This is a genomic window from Vibrio mexicanus (assembly GCF_001012815.1).
Taxonomy (GTDB): domain Bacteria; phylum Pseudomonadota; class Gammaproteobacteria; order Enterobacterales; family Vibrionaceae; genus Vibrio; species Vibrio mexicanus.
On the sequence record NZ_JYJP01000101.1, the window covers coordinates 30,574 to 44,877 of the forward strand.

The following is a 14,304-nucleotide window of genomic DNA, read 5'->3' on the forward strand; positions in this document are numbered from 1 at the left end:
GAACACAATGGCAACTATTAAAGTAACTCAAACTAAAAGCTCAATTGGTCGCCTACCTAAGCACAAACTGTGTCTTAAAGGTCTTGGCCTTCGTAAAATCAACCACACAGTAGAACTTGAAGACACGCCTGCAGTACGCGGCATGATCAACAAGGTTTACTACATGGTTAAAGTTGAGGAGTAATCATAATGCGTTTGAATACTCTATCACCGGCTGCTGGCTCTAAGCGTCCTAAAAAACGTCTTGGTCGTGGTATCGGTTCAGGCCTAGGTAAAACTGGTGGCCGTGGTCACAAAGGTCAAAAATCACGTTCTGGCGGCTCTGTTCGTCCAGGTTTCGAAGGCGGTCAAATGCCTCTGAAACAACGTCTACCTAAGTTCGGTTTCACTTCTCGTAAGAGCCTAGTGTCTGCTGAAGTTCGTCTAGCTGAGCTAGCGAAAGTAACAGGTGACGTAGTTGATCTAAACAGCCTAAAAGCTGCTAACGTTATCACTAAGAACATCGAATTCGTTAAAGTTGTTCTTTCTGGTGAACTAAGCAAAGCTGTGACTGTTAAAGGTCTACGCGTGACTAAAGGCGCTAAAGCTGCAATCGAAGCTGCAGGCGGTAAAATCGAAGAATAATCTTCGTAGGAAAGGTACAGATGGCTAAAAAACCAGGACAAGATTTTAGTAGTGCGAAAAATGGATTGGCGGAGTTGAAGTCGCGTCTTCTATTCGTATTAGGGGCTCTTCTCGTATTCCGTGCGGGTTCTTTCGTACCGCTGCCTGGTATTGACGCGGCTGTACTTGCCGATTTGTTCGAACAGCAAAAAGGCACCATCGTTGAAATGTTTAACATGTTCTCCGGTGGTGCACTTGAGCGTGCATCTATATTAGCGTTGGGCATCATGCCGTATATTTCGGCTTCGATTGTTGTCCAACTGCTAACTGTAGTTCATCCAGCGTTAGCTGAACTCAAGAAAGAGGGTGAAGCAGGCCGTCGTAAGATCAGCCAATATACACGCTACGGCACGCTTGTACTTGCAACATTCCAAGCAATTGGTATCGCAACTGGCCTACCAAACATGGTCGACAATCTGGTTGTTATCAACCAAACCATGTTTACGCTACTTGCTACCGTAAGTTTAGTAACCGGCACCATGTTCCTAATGTGGTTAGGTGAACAAATTACAGAGCGTGGAATTGGTAATGGTATTTCATTACTTATTTTTGCAGGTATTGTTGCTGGATTGCCATCGGCAATCGGTCAAACAATCGAGCAAGCGCGTCAAGGTGAATTGCACGTACTTCTTCTGCTGTTGATTGGTGTATTAGCTTTTGCAGTTATCTACTTTGTTGTTTTCATGGAGCGTGGTCAACGTCGTATCGTTGTCAACTACGCGAAGCGTCAACAAGGTCGAAAAGTATTTGCTGCGCAAAGCACTCACTTGCCACTTAAAATTAATATGGCAGGTGTTATTCCAGCAATCTTTGCATCAAGCATTATTTTGTTCCCAGGAACATTAGCTCAGTGGTTCGGTCAGAACGGTGAGAGCAGCACATTCGGTTGGCTAACTGATGTGTCTTTGGCTCTTAGCCCAGGTCAGCCATTGTACGTTATGCTTTATGCAGCAGCGATTATCTTCTTCTGTTTCTTCTATACTGCGTTGGTGTTTAACCCTCGCGAAACAGCAGATAACCTGAAGAAGTCTGGTGCATTCGTACCCGGTATCCGCCCAGGTGAGCAGACAGCGAAATATATCGATAAAGTAATGACACGTTTAACCTTAGCTGGTGCGTTATACATTACCTTTATCTGTCTGATTCCCGAGTTCATGATGGTCGCGTGGAACGTACGTTTCTACTTCGGCGGTACATCACTACTTATCGTAGTAGTTGTAATCATGGACTTTATGGCACAGGTACAGACTCATCTGATGTCCCAACAGTATGATTCTGTGTTGAAAAAAGCAAATCTGAAAGGGTACGGCCGTTAATCCGGCGGTAGTCTGAAGATTTCATTTACGGAGTTTAGCAATGAAAGTTCGTGCTTCCGTTAAAAAAATCTGCCGTAACTGTAAAGTTATCAAGCGTAACGGTGTCGTTCGCGTGATTTGCAGTGAGCCAAAGCATAAACAACGCCAAGGCTAATTAGCAGAAATTTTTACTTGAAATATAAGGTAGTGTCGCGTATATTCCTCGGCCTACCTTTTGCGTGCAAAAGAAGTAGTATGCCGCAGCGTATCCTCGACGGGCTTTGCTGCGGATAATTCTTTTATGAAACACTAGGAGTGAATAATGGCCCGTATTGCAGGCATTAACATTCCTGATCAAAAACATGCTGTAATCGCCCTAACGGCAATCTACGGCATCGGTAAAACTCGCTCTCAAGCTATCCTAGCTGAAGTGGGTATTGCTGAAGATGTTAAGATCAGTGAACTAACTGAAGAGCAGATCGATCAACTGCGTGATGGTGTAGCTAAATACACTGTAGAAGGTGATCTACGTCGTGAAGTATCAATGAACATCAAGCGTCTTATGGACCTTGGTTGTTACCGTGGTCTTCGTCATCGTCGCAGTCTACCACTACGTGGACAGCGTACTAAAACCAATGCTCGCACCCGTAAGGGTCCGCGTAAGCCGATCAAGAAATAATCGGGAAGGTAGAGTACAATGGCTAAACAACCAACTCGCGCTCGTAAGCGCGTACGCAAGCAAGTTGCAGATGGCGTTGCGCACATCCATGCTTCTTTCAATAACACAATCGTAACCATCACTGACCGTCAAGGTAATGCTCTAGCTTGGGCTACTGCAGGTGGTTCAGGTTTCCGTGGTTCTCGTAAGTCTACTCCGTTCGCTGCACAGGTTGCTGCTGAGCGTTGTGCTGAAATGGCTAAAGAATACGGTCTAAAGAACTTGGAAGTTATGGTTAAGGGTCCAGGTCCAGGTCGTGAATCTACTGTTCGCGCACTGAACGCTGCTGGTTTCCGCATCACAAACATCGTTGATGCTACACCAATCCCTCATAACGGTTGTCGTCCACCTAAGAAACGTCGCGTATAACGTTTTTTAGATTACTGGAGAAAGATCATGGCAAGATATTTGGGTCCTAAGCTGAAGCTTAGCCGTCGCGAAGGTACTGACTTATTCCTTAAGTCTGGTGTACGCGCGATCGATACCAAGTGTAAAATTGATAACGCACCAGGTGTACACGGCGCTCGTCGCGGTCGTCTATCTGAGTATGGCGTTCAGCTTCGTGAGAAGCAAAAAGTTCGTCGTATCTACGGCGTTCTAGAAAAACAATTCCGTAACTACTACAAAGAAGCTGCACGTCTTAAAGGCAACACAGGTGAGAACCTGCTTCAGCTTCTTGAAGGTCGTCTTGATAACGTAGTTTACCGCATGGGCTTTGGCGCAACTCGCGCAGAAGCACGTCAGCTAGTTAGCCATAAAGCTATCGTAGTTAACGGTAAAGTTGTAAACGTTCCTTCTTTCAAAGTTGCGGCTAACGACGTTGTTGCAATCCGTGAGAAAGCTAAAAAGCAATCTCGCATCAAGGCAGCTCTAGAAGTTGCTGAACAACGCGAAAAACCAACTTGGATTGAAGTAGATGGTGGCAAAATGGAAGGTACATTCAAGCGTATGCCTGAGCGTTCTGACCTGTCTGCTGACATCAACGAACAATTGATCGTCGAGCTTTACTCTAAGTAAGGTTTAAACTAAAGAGAGGACACAATGCAGGGTTCTGTAACAGAATTTCTTAAGCCACGTCTTGTTGATATCGAACAAATCAATACGACACACGCAAAAGTAACTCTTGAGCCGTTAGAGCGTGGCTTTGGCCATACTCTTGGTAATGCACTTCGCCGTATTCTACTATCTTCAATGCCGGGTTGTGCCGTAACTGAAGTAGAGATTGAAGGCGTATTACACGAATACAGCACGAAAGAAGGCGTTCAAGAAGATATTCTTGAAATCCTACTTAACCTTAAAGGTCTTGCTGTTCGCGTTGCCGAAGGCAAAGATGAAGTGTTTATTACGTTGAACAAATCAGGCTCAGGCCCTGTTGTTGCAGGTGACATCACCCATGATGGTGATGTAGAGATCGCTAACCCAGAACACGTTATTTGTCACCTAACGGATGACAACGCTGAGATCGCAATGCGCATCAAAGTAGAACGTGGTCGTGGTTATGTTCCAGCTTCAGCTCGTATCCATACTGAAGAAGATGAGCGTCCAATCGGTCGTCTACTAGTAGATGCTACATACAGCCCAGTAGACAAAATTGCCTACTCTGTAGAAGCAGCTCGTGTAGAACAGCGTACTGACTTAGACAAGCTTGTTATCGATATGGAAACGAACGGTACTCTTGAACCTGAGGAAGCAATCCGTCGTGCAGCAACAATTCTTGCTGAGCAACTGGATGCGTTCGTAGATCTTCGTGATGTACGTGTACCTGAGGAGAAGGAAGAGAAGCCAGAATTCGATCCGATCCTACTGCGTCCTGTAGACGATCTTGAACTAACAGTTCGCTCTGCTAACTGTCTGAAAGCAGAAGCGATTCACTACATCGGTGATCTTGTACAGCGTACTGAGGTTGAGCTACTTAAAACGCCAAACCTTGGTAAAAAATCTCTTACTGAGATTAAAGACGTACTTGCATCACGTGGTCTTTCTCTGGCATGCGCCTAGAAAACTGGCCACCAGCGTCTATCGCTGAAGATTAATCGATACTAGTTAGAAGGATTAGGTCATGCGCCATCGTAAGAGTGGTCGTCAACTCAACCGCAACAGCAGTCATCGCAAAGCGATGTTCAGCAACATGGCTAGCTCTCTAGTACGTCATGAAGTTATCAAGACTACTTTGCCTAAGGCAAAAGAGCTACGTCGCGTCGTTGAGCCGTTGATTACACTAGCTAAGACTGACAGTGTTGCTAACCGTCGTCTAGCATTTGCACGTACTCGTGACAACGAAGTAGTTGCAAAACTATTTAACGAACTAGGTCCACGTTTTGCTGCCCGTCAAGGCGGTTACACTCGTATCCTAAAAGCCGGCTTCCGTGCTGGTGATAAAGCTCCAATGGCTTACATTGAGCTTGTAGATCGCCCAGAAGTTGCTGAAGAAGCAGCTGCTGAGTAATCAGTTCGTATGAACTTAAAAGCCGAGCATTAGCTCGGCTTTTTTGTATTTGAATCTCTGTAGATTCTTAGAATAAAAAAACGGCGACATATCATGTCGCCGTTTTCTTCTTTAATTTCAGAAGAAATTAAAGAATGTCTAGAAGCTCTACTTCAAATACAAGAGCAGCAAATGGAGGGATTGCAGCACCTGCGCCACGCTCACCGTATGCTAGATCTTGAGGAATGTATAGTTTCCACTTAGAGCCAACAGGCATTAGTTGAAGTGCTTCAACCCAGCCTTTAATAACGCCAGTTACTGGGAACTCAGCAGGCTGACCGCGAGATACTGAGCTGTCAAATACAGTGCCGTCAGTTAGTTCGCCGTGGTAATGTACACGAACTTGCTTGTCAGAAGTTGGGATTTCACCAGTACCTTCAGTAAGGATTTCGTACTGTAGGCCAGACTCAAGTACTGTTACTTCTGGACGTAGAGCATTGTCTTTAAGGAATGCTTCACCGTCTGCAGCTGCTGCTTTCGCTGCTTCTTGACGTACTGATTCAGCACGAGTGTGTAGCTCTTGTAGAGCTTTGTTGATTTCATCAACTTCGATTGCTGGCATGTCGCCAGTTAGAGCTGTCGCGATACCCGCAGCAATAGCGTCAACGTTTAGACCTTCAAGACCAGAACCTGCTAGTTGCTGACCCATTTGTAGACCAATGCCGTAGCTTGCTTTTTGCTCTACAGTTTCAAATTGTACTTCAGACATGAATAGTTCTCTTTTCGAGTATAGAAAGGCCAAAGCATAACAGTTCTGAGCGGTTGATTAAATGGCTGTCTGTTTCAGCGAAGTGAAAAGCAACACGATGTGACCCTTATCTTACTCCTTGGCGAAAGTTACGGATTTTTACCTAACAATGACGGAGTTTGGCGAAAATCTCTATACTCCCTCTTCGTTCATTTTTATACTAGTTGTACTGCTTGTAGGAGACAGATATTAATGAACCGCAGGAAGAAAAAGCGCCCACAACAAACAGATTACATCGCTTTGTTTAAGCAAAAGTGGGTTAAATTGGATTGGAGCAAATTCAAAGATGCGAGTGTAGTCAGAAATCTATCAGCTAAAGTTAAATCGCTCTGGTCTCGCTTACCTAAACTGCACCAGCGGGCTCTGATGGTTTTAGTCCCGGCGCTAGTTGTTCTACTCGTCTTGCCAGCACCGAAGAAAACGGAAGTATTGGAAACTCAGCCAACTTCCGGGCAGCGTGTTGAAATCACCATAAATACCCAAAGTTTGAGTGAGCAACCAGCAGCTCAAGCAGCGGCAGTTAAATCCGAAGCTTGGAAAGAGTATACGGTTAAGCAGGGCGACACACTCGCTGCGGTTTTCCGCAACATTGGCCTACCAATGTCTGATTTGAATGCACTGGTTAAAGTTGAAGGAAATGATAAGCCACTGAGCCGAATAAAGCAGGGGCAGTTAGTGCGCTTTAAGCTAGCGGCAAACGGCGATTTAGACATTCTCCAACTTGAAAAGAGCGCCGGTTCAGTGATGTTCTTCCGATTGTCTGACGGCGGTTTTGGTCGAAGTAAGTAGTCCTTTCTTTTTATTCTTCTTTCTTACCCATTGCTGTTTCAACTGATAATACGGCAGCAATGGGCCAACAATCATCATAATTCCCAATACGGTTATCGCATCTGGTATTTCTGAAAAGAATAGCCAGCCAATGATGGCGACAAAAACCAACCCAGAATACTCAGCAATCGCTATGTCATTAGCTTGAGCCATTTTATAAGCTCTTACTGCGAGACCATTGTAGGTCAGTATAAGCACTGCACTCATTAGGATTAATGCAAGGTGATTAAGGCTCAATGTCTCCCATGTGGCTAATGCAGCGAAAGCCGACACAGGGAGCGATAAGAGTGTTGTCCAAAACAGCGTTGTTAATACTGGCTGCTCGTTGGGGATCTTTCTTGCCATTATGTTGAATATGGCCAGTGTCATTGCGGTACCTAAAGCAAATAGGGCAGCCCAATGGAAATGAGACGGTCTTAAGACCAGAAGAACACCTAAGAAGCCGATAAAGCTCAATAGCACCTTGTTTCTGGTTGGGGACTCTTTTAAAACGAGGACTGAGAGTGGAAGCATGAGCAGCGGCGCGGCATAAAAAATAGCATTCGCAGTCGCGAGCGGAATATGGGTTACCGCTATCATCATGCAACCACTTCCAACAAGAATAAGGTGTGCTCTGAGTAACGTTGTCTTAGGGTTGGTGAGCACTCGCTGCGCTCTGTTTAAACGTAACCACAGTGGCAGAAGTACACAGGCGGAAAGCAGCTGGCGCAAGAAAACATACTGGAATACTGACACATCGCCGTTTAATAATTTAACGGCAACATCGGACAGTGACGCCGCTAAATTGCCGAATACCAGTAGGCAAATAGCGGTTGTTATTGCACCTTGGTTACTCATTCGTGCCGTTTAAAAGTGTGCCGTCAAAAACCATATCGATGTGTGGGATACCATCTTCAAGGTAGCTCTCTGACGTACGCTTGAACCCATGGTTATTGTAGAAGACTTCAAGGTGTTCTTGGGCACCTATTTCTATGTTTTCTCGCGGCCAAAACGAACGGCAATACTGAAGAGACTTGTCCAACAGTTTATGCCCTAAGCCGCCACTGCGATGGTCTTTATGAGTAACGATTCTGCCAATGCTAGGGCTTGGATAGCTAAGGCCAGCGGGTAACAGACGCGAATAAGCGACCAGTTTGCCATCTTGGAAGCCCAGTAGGTGATGGACTCCCGATTGATGATCTTTATCATCGAGCTCTGGGTAGGGACAATTTTGCTCTACAACGAAAACGTCGACTCGAAGTTTCATGACATCATAAAGGTGTTGAGTGGTTAATTGCTCAAACGAGAGGAGTTGCCAGGTGATTTGCATATAAAGCCTTCGATATTATCGTTTTCTTGACTATATCAGATACGGACGAAAAAGGCCGAGCATTGCTGCTCGGCCTAACTTAGCATTTGAGTTTGTTACTTTTGTAAGTCGATCTGATAGATACCAAAGCCAACGCTGTCTGTATCGACGCGCTTCATTGGATACTGACCTTTGGCCTTAATAAACTCAGCGGCTTTCTCAGTTGGCGAAGTTTCGAAACGGATATCTAACTTTTTATCACTGCTGATTGGTGCAAATTTCCAGTTGTTATCAGCACTTGGTGTCACTTCCCCTTTTGCACTGCTTACTTGAGAAATATAGTTAGACAGAACGGTGCGGTTCTCATCTGGTGATTCAAAAGCAATGTACTCAGCCCCTGTACCTGGGAATTTGTTGCTAAACGCACGATAGTTGTTTGTCGCAATCAAAAACTCTTGGCTTGGATCGATTGGTTTGCTTGATACGTCAATCCAATGATACGTTCTGCACCTTCATTAACCAGTTTACAGTCACCATCGTACTTGGCTGGTTGAGTAACATCGATTTGATACTCAACGCCATCAATAACATCAAAGTTGTAGGTTCTGAAGTCATCCCAGTTAATGAGACTTTGAGGTGATTCTAGGTTTGGATCGATTTGATTGAACTGACCAGAGCTGCATTCAAGCCACTCTTTAACCTCGACACCTGTTACTTTTAACGCCACCAGTGTATTTGGGTAGAGGTATAAATCGGCGGCATTACGGAAAGTGAGCTGCCCTGACTCTACCTCGGTGAAGTTTGCAGGATCATTTTTGCGTCCGCCTGCTTTAAATGGGGCTGCCGCTGAAAGGACAGGTAAGCCATCGAGATCGGGATCGCCTTGAATTAAGGTCTCCACATAATCCTTTTGGGCAAGGTTAACTATTTGTACGGTTGGATCATCTTGAACCAAAGCAAGGAAGCTATACATCACATCGTTGGCTTTTCCGATCGGTTGGTTGACGAACTCTCGAGTGCCTTTGTGTTCGTCTTTCACTGCATCGACAATGCCTTGATCTGCTTCGGCTAATGAGGTCTTTTTTGTTTTGTCATAGATTGGACGAGCTTCTGCTTGGCCACTCGTAACGACCCATTTGTCACCCTCTTGTTTCAACATCAAGTCCATGATGCCGACATGGCTACCCCAACGACCCGGCATTACCGCTGTCACACCATTGATGGTACCTTTTTGGTTATCGACACCTTGAATGTTGTCAAAGCCACGCCCAGGGAACACGGAATGTGAGTGGCCAAATGCAATCGCATCAATGCCTTCGACTTCAGACAAGTAATACGTGGAGTTCTCTGCGCCAGTGCGATAAGGATCGGTAGAGATGCCGGAGTGAGGAATCGCAACAATGACATCCGCCCCCTCTTTTTTCATTTTTGGAACGAGCTGTTCTGCGCTCTCTTTGATGTCTTGTACCGTCACTTTTCCTTCAAGGTTTTTCTTATCCCAAACCATGATTTGTGGAGGAACGAAACCAATATAACCGACTTTAACCTGTTGCTCATTACCATGAATATCGGTGAAGGTGTGCGTTTTGATTAAGTAAGGCTTGAAGTAGTAATCACCCGTCTCTTTGTCGAAAACGTTGGCGCTGATATAAGGGAAGTTAGCGCCTGCAATTGAATTATCGAGAAACTCTAAGCCATAGTTAAATTCATGGTTACCAATGTTACCCACATCGTAATTCAGCTGGTTCATTGCTTTGTATACCGGGTGGATGTCACCGGGAGCGACTCCTTTAGCCGCCATGTAATCACCCATCGGGCTGCCTTGAATAAGTCTCCGTTATCAACGAGGACACTGTTCACGACTTCATTTTGAGCTTGTTTTACTAGCGTTGCGGTTCGAGCCAAACCAATCTGTTTCGTTGGGACATCTTTATAGTAGTCATAGTCCATAATGTTGGTATGGATGTCTGTCGTCTCGATAATACGCAGTTTAATCGTGTCAGCCATTGCCGGCCCAGCCATCGCTAGCATTCCGCCTAGCACGGCCAAAGAGAGTGGGGATACCGCAACTTTCATTGTTCGCTCCAGTTGTGAAGAGTAATATTCCCGTTCAATGTAACAAAAGTTTATGTAATGAAAGTGAATGTTAGGAAGTAAGTGAGAACTGTAGCGTAATTGAGTGTTATTTATGCAATAGAGTTCTCAATATTTCGCTGTGAATCGTGATTGGGGTAGATCGAGGGATACCTATTGCGGGGTTAGGAAGAGAGCCTAACCCGCTGTAGTTTTGTCTTGATTGAGAAAGGTTAAGTGAACTAGACGGTATGATGAATACTGCCTGTTGCATCTGTGTGGACAGTAAACTTCTGACTAAGAAGAGCCACAAGTTGATCGTAGTACTGCATGTTCGGTTTGTTGCCCAGCAGCTTGCACAGTTCATTCCCTGTTGGACTGAATCGGTAGTACATTAAGGTGACCCCTTTGCTCATGACTTGCAGCGAGAGGTTTTGTCCTTGGTATGAGAGGGGCAGTGGGGATTCAACTTCTATTTCGCCAGATTCCAGCTCAGTGGCATGCAACAAGCCGAGTTCAATCAGTACCAGTAAGCTTGAATAGGGCAGTTTAAAGTTGCCGATATTAAGGTTGGATGTGGTGTGCCGTTTGCCAAAACTGAAGATTCCGTTGTTTGCTCTCAGGCCAACCAGTAATTTTTTAGAACTATCACCACCATAACTGCACGCTAACGCCGAGGCTCTTTGAAGAATTTGCGCCTCTTTTGGGGTCATATCTTGCAGCACTTTCAGCGCCTTCATCGATGTTGAACCCGGGTTAGTGACTTCGCGCTTCAGCACTTGAGCCCATAGTCTTTGCATCGAAGAGTTGTGAATGTCTTGCGCCATTTCAAAGAAACGGTACAGCCAATCTTGGTCTGGGTCGCCGGCGGTTTCATCTTTGCAAGATAGGTGAGCGAGTTTAAGAATTTGCTCGAGGTTCTTCTGTCGTTGCTCTTTATGCCGCCTCTCCCTAAGCAATGCTCGTTCTATCGCAGATTTTTCTGGGGCGTCTGACTGGAGCAAGGCGTCAAGTCCGTAGGTTTGCGCAATCGTCTTGATACGGCTAGCGCTGTCTTTTATGTAACTGGATTTCTTTTCATGTGCCGTTTTTGTAGAAGATGTTTCTTGATCAATTACAACAGGCTTACCTGCTTCTGCCATACCTTAACTACCATACCAAGCTCCGATAGTTAAAATGTACCGTGATATCAATCAGGTCGCCACAGAAAGTGTGTGAGATAGTTACAAAATTTACGCTACCACAAATGATAATAAGTTGTTAAAATTGTTGCCACAAGTGGAGGTGTGAAATGAAGCAGATAAAAAATAATAAGTGGAGTAAGCACCTGTCAATCACTCTTCTGCTGCTGGTTTACGTCGCATTACTAGCATATTTATCCAGCTACATTAGCTGATCAAGAAGATTGACAGGTAACAAGGTTGTTAAATTATAGGTCGTCGTAAGCTTCGATCTTAGTACCTTGGAGCAAGTAACCTGTTTGAGCAAGATCGTGATTCAAGGTTTCCGTTTTCAGCTCACCTATCACATAAACCACATCCCACAGCTCTTGTATTGGCGCACCATCAGGGAATTTTACATAAATAATTTGGTTCGGTGGCGGCGGCGGAACGTGAATACACGCGCCAAAGTAAGGCACGAGTAAGAACTCAGTCACTTGGTTAGCATCCCCTTCTAGCGGGATAACAAAACCAGGTATCTTAACTTGGCTGCCGTTTAGCTCCGTTCTTACAGAACCGACCATTGACTGCGTCATTTGGCCGCCTGAGTGGTCTATCTCCGGCATCCCTACCGCGTCGAATAGATTGCGTTCATTTTCTGGTACCAAATCAATCCAATCGAGTTTTAACACATCATCCGCGATGCTCGGTAGTGACGCTAGTAAACCTAGCGTCAAAGTGATCAATAACTTTTTCATAGTTTCCTCAGATTCGTATCGTCATCCCATCGCTAAGCGATTGACGATAAGCCCTTAATGCCGGGATAAAGCCTATCAGAATTCCTGCGAGTTGGACAAAGCCTAATAGCATCCATTCGTGAGCAGATATTGCAGAAAGCGCGATATTGATACCGTATTGCTGGGAAATGATTGGCTGGCCAATCGCTAGCAGTCCGTACAATCCCGCAACCCCTGTGACAATACCGATAAAAGTAAGCACACTGGCTTCGCTGATTAGCAGAGCAAAGACATGTTTTGGTCTTGCTCCCATGGCTCTAAGTATAGCCATTTCACGTCTGCGTTCTTGTAGGCTAGTCAATAAACTGCTCAACATACCCAACAGCCCTGCGACAACAACAAAAACCGATACCGCCATCAGTGCTTGTTCAGCTACTGACATCATTCCCCATAGTTCATGAAGGGCAACGCCGGGCATGATGGCGCTGAGCGGCTCCTTAGGATAGGTGTTAATCTGCCTTTGCAGGGCGAAGGTTTGAATCTTCGATTTTAAGCCAATCATCATGGCGGTGATTTGCTTGGGTTGGAAGTCCATCGCGTGTAACTGTTCTGGTGTTGGGGTTGGACCCAATTGAGCGCCAGACTCCCATCCAACGTGAATCGCTTCAATGGCTTCTAAGGAAACATGGACGGTCTTATCAACAGGCGTTCCTGTTGGAGCGAGAATGCCAACAATTTTGAAAGGCAGGTTATCGTGTCGGCTGAATGCCACATCACTGATGCCGTGAGCAATGATGATTTCAGTGCCAATGTCATACCCTAATGATCTCGCGACATCAGAACCTATTACTGCCTCGAATAATCCATCAAACTCTTCTCCTTGTGAGAATGTCAGCGGCTGTCGCTGACCGTACTTAAAATGTTCGAAGTAGCTGCTGTTGGTACCCATCACGCGAAAGCCTCGATGAGAGTCACCGAGTGAAATAGGAATAGCCCAGTCAACAGAAGAGTGTTGGCTGAATTCTTGATAGCTTTTCCAGTCGATATTATTGGTCGCATTACCAATTCGGAACACAGAGTAGAGCAGAAGGTTAACTTGCCCTGATCGGCCGCCGACGATGAGGTCCGTGCCAGAAATAGTATTGGCAAAGCTGTCTTTAGCTTGAGTACGAATACGCTCCACACCCATCAGCAAAATAACCGAAATGGCTACGGTTAACACAGTAAGCAGTGCAGTGGCTTTGCGGTTTAACAGGCTTTTCCACGCCAGAGTCACGATAGCTTTCATGATGGAACTCCTGCTAGGTTAATCTCTTTGAGGTTGATGCTGCGGTCAAACTGCGCTTCAAGTGTCGGATCGTGACTCACAAATACCAATGTTGAGTTGAGCTGATTGGCTTGCTCCATGAGAAGTTCGATGAAAGCTGTGCGGTTATCATGATCTAAAGCGGAAGTCGGTTCATCGGCAATAATGAGCTTTGGTGCGCCCATCAATGCGCGAGCTGCGGCAACCCGTTGCTGCTGACCAATACTCAGTTCAGACACGGATTTAGATAAGTACTCCAAAGGCAGATGGAGGCGTTCGAGGAGCTGAACGGCTGTCTCTTGGGGTGAACTCGTCAGTTGCTGTTTTCTTAGCGCAGAAAACTGACAAGGTAATAGCACGTTTTCAACCACGCTTAAGTAAGGCAATAGGTTGAACTGCTGGAAAATATAGCCAATGTTATCAGCCCTAAACTTGTCACGTTCACTCGGCTTTAGCCCGTTAATATCGCAACCCAAGATCTCGACGCTGCCTGACTGAGCCTGATTAATGCCCGTTAGTAGCCCGAGTAGAGTTGACTTACCACATCCACTTGGCCCTTTTATAAAGATATGTTCACCTTGCTCAATCACTAAGCTTGGGATCTGTAAGATGTCTTCTTTCGCGTTTGGCCAGCGAAAAGAAAGGTCCGTAATTTTGACTACGGGAGTGCGGTCTGTGGTGTTCACGCTACTCATTATTTGGGCTCCTAGAAACAAGGAGGGTAAGCCAATTCGACTTACCCTAAATCTACGAAATGACGATTACAGCGAAATACGTGTGCTGTTTTTGTTCAGTTTCGTTGCGCTTTGTGCTTTGTCAGTTAGTAGGTTTACATCCACTGTCTCAGTGCTTGGGAAGTGCGTGAACCACTGAGTGTCAATAGTGTTTAGCTTATCAAGCTGCTCACAGTGGAAGTGGTACTCGATTGTAAACTCACCGTGCCCATCGTGGTCATGATGGTCGTGGTCGTGGTCGTGGCCTTTGTGGTCATCATGATGGTCAT

The 14,304-nt window shown here is 45.5% G+C and carries 17 protein-coding genes and 2 pseudogenes; 10 read left to right on the top strand and 9 right to left on the bottom strand.

Translation table 11 applies throughout. From position 1 onward, the window contains the following. Nucleotides 1-7 precede the first annotated feature (7 nt). The 9 genes and pseudogenes from rpmD to rplQ all read left to right on the top strand — a co-directional run bounded on the left by rpmD (nt 8) and on the right by rplQ (nt 5,122). Nucleotides 8-184: a 50S ribosomal protein L30 gene (rpmD, locus tag UA76_RS14820; RefSeq protein WP_047047661.1), complete on the top strand. Its 177-nt coding sequence runs from the start codon at nt 8-10 to the stop codon at nt 182-184. Nucleotides 185-189: 5 nt separating this feature from the next. Further along, a complete protein-coding gene (rplO, locus tag UA76_RS14825; RefSeq protein WP_047047663.1) occupies nt 190-624 on the top strand; it encodes a 50S ribosomal protein L15 in 435 nt (144 codons plus the stop codon). A gap of 20 nt (nt 625-644) precedes the next feature. After that, entirely contained in the window at nt 645-1,979 is a 1,335-nt protein-coding gene (gene secY, locus UA76_RS14830) for a preprotein translocase subunit SecY (protein WP_047047666.1), read from the top strand. A 40-nt stretch (nt 1,980-2,019) separates the two neighbouring features. Further along, complete coding sequence (rpmJ, locus tag UA76_RS14835; RefSeq protein WP_000868186.1) at nt 2,020-2,133, top strand: 50S ribosomal protein L36; 114 nt, start codon at nt 2,020-2,022, stop codon at nt 2,131-2,133. Between the two features lie 147 nt (nt 2,134-2,280). Further along, complete coding sequence (gene rpsM / locus UA76_RS14840) at nt 2,281-2,637, top strand: 30S ribosomal protein S13 (protein WP_005450559.1); 357 nt, start codon at nt 2,281-2,283, stop codon at nt 2,635-2,637. Nucleotides 2,638-2,655: 18 nt separating this feature from the next. Further along, nucleotides 2,656-3,045, top strand: coding sequence for a 30S ribosomal protein S11 (gene rpsK, locus UA76_RS14845; protein WP_001118870.1), 390 nt, complete (start codon nt 2,656-2,658; stop codon nt 3,043-3,045). Nucleotides 3,046-3,072: 27 nt separating this feature from the next. Then, a complete protein-coding gene (gene rpsD, locus UA76_RS14850) occupies nt 3,073-3,693 on the top strand; it encodes a 30S ribosomal protein S4 (protein WP_047047676.1) in 621 nt (206 codons plus the stop codon). Nucleotides 3,694-3,717: 24 nt separating this feature from the next. Continuing rightward, a pseudogene (locus tag UA76_RS14855) lies at nt 3,718-4,709 on the top strand (DNA-directed RNA polymerase subunit alpha). A 26-nt stretch (nt 4,710-4,735) separates the two neighbouring features. Then, entirely contained in the window at nt 4,736-5,122 is a 387-nt protein-coding gene (gene rplQ / locus UA76_RS14860; RefSeq protein ID WP_004398447.1) for a 50S ribosomal protein L17, read from the top strand. 127 nt (nt 5,123-5,249) lie between these two features. Here the strand turns inward: rplQ and UA76_RS14865 are convergent, their stop codons facing one another. Next, nucleotides 5,250-5,870, bottom strand: a complete 621-nt coding sequence (locus UA76_RS14865; RefSeq protein WP_047047679.1) for a BamJ family beta-barrel-assembly machinery protein — start codon at nt 5,868-5,870, stop codon at nt 5,250-5,252. Between the two features lie 231 nt (nt 5,871-6,101). Here UA76_RS14865 and UA76_RS14870 point away from each other — a divergent pair, with 231 nt between their 5' ends. Continuing rightward, nucleotides 6,102-6,698, top strand: coding sequence for a LysM-like peptidoglycan-binding domain-containing protein (locus tag UA76_RS14870; protein WP_047047681.1), 597 nt, complete (start codon nt 6,102-6,104; stop codon nt 6,696-6,698). On the opposite strand, the gene UA76_RS14875 is transcribed toward UA76_RS14870, so the two are convergent. From UA76_RS14875 to UA76_RS14910, 8 genes and pseudogenes are all read right to left on the bottom strand, one after another. Then, a complete protein-coding gene (locus UA76_RS14875; RefSeq protein ID WP_047047683.1) occupies nt 6,648-7,574 on the bottom strand; it encodes a DMT family transporter in 927 nt (308 codons plus the stop codon). The genes UA76_RS14870 and UA76_RS14875 overlap by 51 nt on opposite strands. Then, nucleotides 7,567-8,046 carry a GNAT family N-acetyltransferase gene (locus UA76_RS14880; protein ID WP_047047686.1) on the bottom strand — a complete coding sequence of 160 codons (480 nt, stop codon included), beginning with the start codon at nt 8,044-8,046 and terminating at the stop codon, nt 7,567-7,569. The genes UA76_RS14875 and UA76_RS14880 overlap by 8 nt, the downstream gene beginning before the upstream one ends. A 95-nt stretch (nt 8,047-8,141) precedes the next feature. Then, nucleotides 8,142-10,101, bottom strand: a pseudogene (locus UA76_RS14885) (bifunctional 2',3'-cyclic-nucleotide 2'-phosphodiesterase/3'-nucleotidase). Nucleotides 10,102-10,340: 239 nt separating this feature from the next. Continuing rightward, the gene (locus UA76_RS14890) at nt 10,341-11,240 is read right to left on the bottom strand and encodes a TIGR03899 family protein (RefSeq protein ID WP_047047687.1); all 900 of its coding nucleotides are present in this window, start codon (nt 11,238-11,240) and stop codon (nt 10,341-10,343) included. 287 nt (nt 11,241-11,527) lie between these two features. After that, nucleotides 11,528-12,016 (bottom strand): DUF3299 domain-containing protein, encoded by a 489-nt coding sequence (locus UA76_RS14895; protein ID WP_047047690.1) that lies wholly within the window; start codon nt 12,014-12,016, stop codon nt 11,528-11,530. Nucleotides 12,017-12,023: 7 nt separating this feature from the next. Continuing rightward, complete coding sequence (locus UA76_RS14900; protein ID WP_047047693.1) at nt 12,024-13,283, bottom strand: ABC transporter permease; 1,260 nt, start codon at nt 13,281-13,283, stop codon at nt 12,024-12,026. After that, complete coding sequence (locus UA76_RS14905) at nt 13,280-13,996, bottom strand: ABC transporter ATP-binding protein (protein ID WP_047047695.1); 717 nt, start codon at nt 13,994-13,996, stop codon at nt 13,280-13,282. Before UA76_RS14905 ends, UA76_RS14900 begins: the two co-directional genes overlap by 4 nt. Nucleotides 13,997-14,062: 66 nt before the next feature. Next, nucleotides 14,063-14,304: ZrgA family zinc uptake protein (locus tag UA76_RS14910; RefSeq protein ID WP_047047698.1), on the bottom strand; the 242-nt coding region annotated here is incomplete at its 5' end.